2 rRNA genes are annotated in these 3,592 nt (G+C 56.7%); both read left to right on the forward strand.

Going from position 1 to position 3,592, the window contains the following annotated elements:
• Window positions 1-270 precede the first annotated feature (270 nt).
• Window positions 271-3,383, forward strand: a 23S ribosomal RNA gene (locus tag AB0A90_RS34715).
• Window positions 3,384-3,469: 86 nt separating this feature from the next.
• A 5S ribosomal RNA gene (gene rrf / locus AB0A90_RS34720) occupies window positions 3,470-3,586 on the forward strand.
• Window positions 3,587-3,592: the final 6 nt, after the last annotated feature.

The raw sequence follows: 3,592 nt of genomic DNA on the forward strand, positions 1-3,592 counted from the left end.
TCTTCTAGTACAGCTGCCTTTCGGGGTGGTGGGAACGAAGTCCCTGGTGCGGCTGAGGAGGAATGTAAGCACCCTGTTGGGTCCTGAAGGAACAACCGTTGGTTGTTGTTTCAGAGACTTGGCCAGCCCTCCGGTGTGGGGGCTGGGAGTCTGCCAGGCATGGCCTGGCCTCGCATACCGCTGACCGTTGGGTTGGGTTTGGTGTGGGGCGGATCGGGTTGTGGGTTGGTCGTTTGTTGAGAATTGCACAGTGGACGCGAGCATCTTTGTGGTCAAGTTGTCAAGGGCGAACGGTGAATGCCTTGGCACCAGGAGCCGATGAAGGACGTGGGAGGCCGCGATAGGCCTGGGGGAGCTGTCAACCAAGCTGTGATCCCAGGGTGTCCGAATGGGGAAACCTGGCACCAGTCATGTGGTGTCACCCACACCTGAACACATAGGGTGTGTGGAGGGAACGCGGGGAAGTGAAACATCTCAGTACCCGCAGGAAGAGAAAACAATTTAGTGATTCCGTGAGTAGTGGCGAGCGAAAGCGGATCGAGGCTAAACCGGCTGCGTGTGATACCTGTCAGGGGTTGCGTGGTCGGGGTTGTGGGACCCCGCTGAACAAGCTGACACTTGTTCGAGGAGTTACAAAGTTAGTGGCTAGTCGAACAGTCTGGAATGGCTGACCGTAGACGGTGAGAGTCCGGTAGGTGAAAGTTGCTGACCTTCTGTGGGTGTTCCCGAGTAGCGGCGGACCCCTGAAATCTGCCGTGAATCTGCCAGGACCACCTGGTAAGCCTAAATACTTCCTGGTGACCGATAGCGGACAAGTACCGTGAGGGAATGGTGAAAAGTACCCCGGGAGGGGAGTGAAATAGTACCTGAAACCGTTCGCCTACAATCCGTCGGAGCCTTGCGGGGTGACGGCGTGCCTTTTGAAGAATGAGCCTGCGAGTTAGTGGCATGTGGCGAGGTTAACCCGTGTGGGGGAGCCGTAGCGAAAGCGAGTCTGAATAGGGCGATTCAGTCGCGTGTCCTAGACCCGAAGCGGAGTGATCTAGCCATGGGCAGGCTGAAGCGCGGGTAAGACCGCGTGGAGGGCCGAACCCACCAATGTTGAAAAATTGGGGGATGACCTGTGGTTAGGGGTGAAAGGCCAATCAAACTCCGTGATAGCTGGTTCTCCCCGAAATGCATTTAGGTGCAGCGTCGCGTGTTTCTTGCCGGAGGTAGAGCACTGGATGGTCTAGGGGGCCCACAAGCTTACCGAAATCAGCCAAACTCCGAATGCCGGTAAGTGAGAGCGCGGCAGTGAGACTGCGGGGGATAAGCTTCGTAGTCGAGAGGGAAACAGCCCAGATCACCAGCTAAGGCCCCTAAGCGTGTGCTAAGTGGAAAAGGATGTGGGGTCGCATAGACAACCAGGAGGTTGGCTTAGAAGCAGCCACCCTTTAAAGAGTGCGTAATAGCTCACTGGTCAAGTGGTTCCGCGCCGACAATGTAGCGGGGCTCAAGCACACCGCCGAAGCTGTGGCATTCACATTTTATCCTCGCTTGGACTTGATTCCTTGTGCAGGTGTGTGGATGGGTAGGGGAGCGTCGTGCCGCGAGTGAAGCAGCGGGGTGACCCAGTTGTGGACGCGGCACGAGTGAGAATGCAGGCATGAGTAGCGAAAGAAGGGTGAGAAACCCTTCCGCCGGATGACCAAGGGTTCCAGGGCCAGGCTAATCCGCCCTGGGTGAGTCGGGACCTAAGGCGAGGCCGAGAGGCGTAGTCGATGGACAACGGGTTGATATTCCCGTACCCGCGAAAGAGCGTCCCTGATGAACCTCGTTGTGCTAACCACCCAAACCGTTCAAGACCTTCGGGTTGCGAATGGGGAGCGTGGGAACCTGATGGGTAGTAGTCAAGCGATGGGGTGACGCAGGAAGGTAGCTGAGCCCGGCCGGTGGTTGTGCCGGGGTAAGCGTGTAGGCCGTGTTGTAGGCAAATCCGCAACACATATAAGGCTGAGACGTGATGCCGAGCCGATTCAGGTGAAGTCAGTGATCCTATGCTGCCGAGAAAAGCCTCTAGCGAGTTCTTAGCGGCCCGTACCCCAAACCGACACAGGTGGTCAGGTAGAGAATACCGAGGCGATCGGGCGAACTGTGGTTAAGGAACTCGGCAAATTGCCCCCGTAACTTAGGGAGAAGGGGGGCCGGAGACGTGAAGCCCCGCGCGGGTGGAGCGTTGTATGGCCGCAGAGAGCAGGGGGAAGCGACTGTTTACTAAAAACACAGGTCCATGCGAAGAAGTAATTCGATGTATATGGACTGACGCCTGCCCGGTGCTGGAACGTTAAGGGGACCTGTTAGCTCTTTCGGGGGCGAAGCGGAGAACTTAAGCGCCAGTAAACGGCGGTGGTAACTATAACCATCCTAAGGTAGCGAAATTCCTTGTCGGGTAAGTTCCGACCTGCACGAATGGCGTAACGACTTCCCCACTGTCTCAACCACAGGCCCGGCGAAATTGCAGTACGAGTAAAGATGCTCGTTACGCGCGGCAGGACGGAAAGACCCCGGGACCTTTACTATAGCTTGACATTGGTACTCGAATTAGCTTGTGTAGGATAGGTGGGAGCCGGTGAAGTCCATACGCCAGTATGGGTGGAGGCAATCTTGAAATACCACTCTGGTTGATTTGGGTATCTAACTTCGGACCGTTATCCGGTTCAGGGACAGTGTCTGGTGGGTAGTTTAACTGGGGCGGTTGCCTCCTAAAAGGTAACGGAGGCGCCCAAAGGTTCCCTCAGCCTGGTTGGCAATCAGGTGTTGAGTGCAAGTACACAAGGGAGCTTGACTGTGAGACTGACAGGTCGAGCAGGGACGAAAGTCGGGACTAGTGATCCGGCACTTGCGAGTGGAAGCGGTGTCGCTCAACGGATAAAAGGTACCCCGGGGATAACAGGCTGATCTTCCCCAAGAGTCCATATCGACGGGATGGTTTGGCACCTCGATGTCGGCTCGTCGCATCCTGGGGCTGTAGCAGGTCCCAAGGGTTGGGCTGTTCGCCCATTAAAGCGGTACGCGAGCTGGGTTTAGAACGTCGTGAGACAGTTCGGTCCCTATCCGCCGTGCGCGTAGGATACTTGAGAAGGGCTGTCCCTAGTACGAGAGGACCGGGACGGACGAACCTCTGGTGTGCCAGTTGTCCTGCCAAGGGCACGGCTGGTTAGCTACGTTCGGAAGGGATAACCGCTGAAAGCATCTAAGCGGGAAGCCTGCTTCAAGATGAGGTATCCCACCCACCTTGGTGGGGTAAGGCCCCCAGCTAGACGACTGGGTTGATAGGCCGGAAATGTAAGCCCGGTAACGGGTTCAGTTGACCGGTACTAATAGGCCGAGGACTTGACTACTAAGCTGCTACGCGTCCACTGTGCAACTCTGAACAAGCGAACACCCGCGTGTGTGTGCCCGGGGTTGTTTGATATGTTCATAGAGTTACGGCGGTCATGGCGGAGGGGAAACGCCCGGTTACATTCCGAACCCGGAAGCTAAGCCCTCCAGCGCCGATGGTACTGCACTCGTGAGGGTGTGGGAGAGTAGGACGCCGCCGGACAATCTT

Origin of the sequence: Micromonospora sp. NPDC049204 (assembly GCF_040647935.1) — a bacterium.
Classification (GTDB): domain Bacteria; phylum Actinomycetota; class Actinomycetes; order Mycobacteriales; family Micromonosporaceae; genus Micromonospora.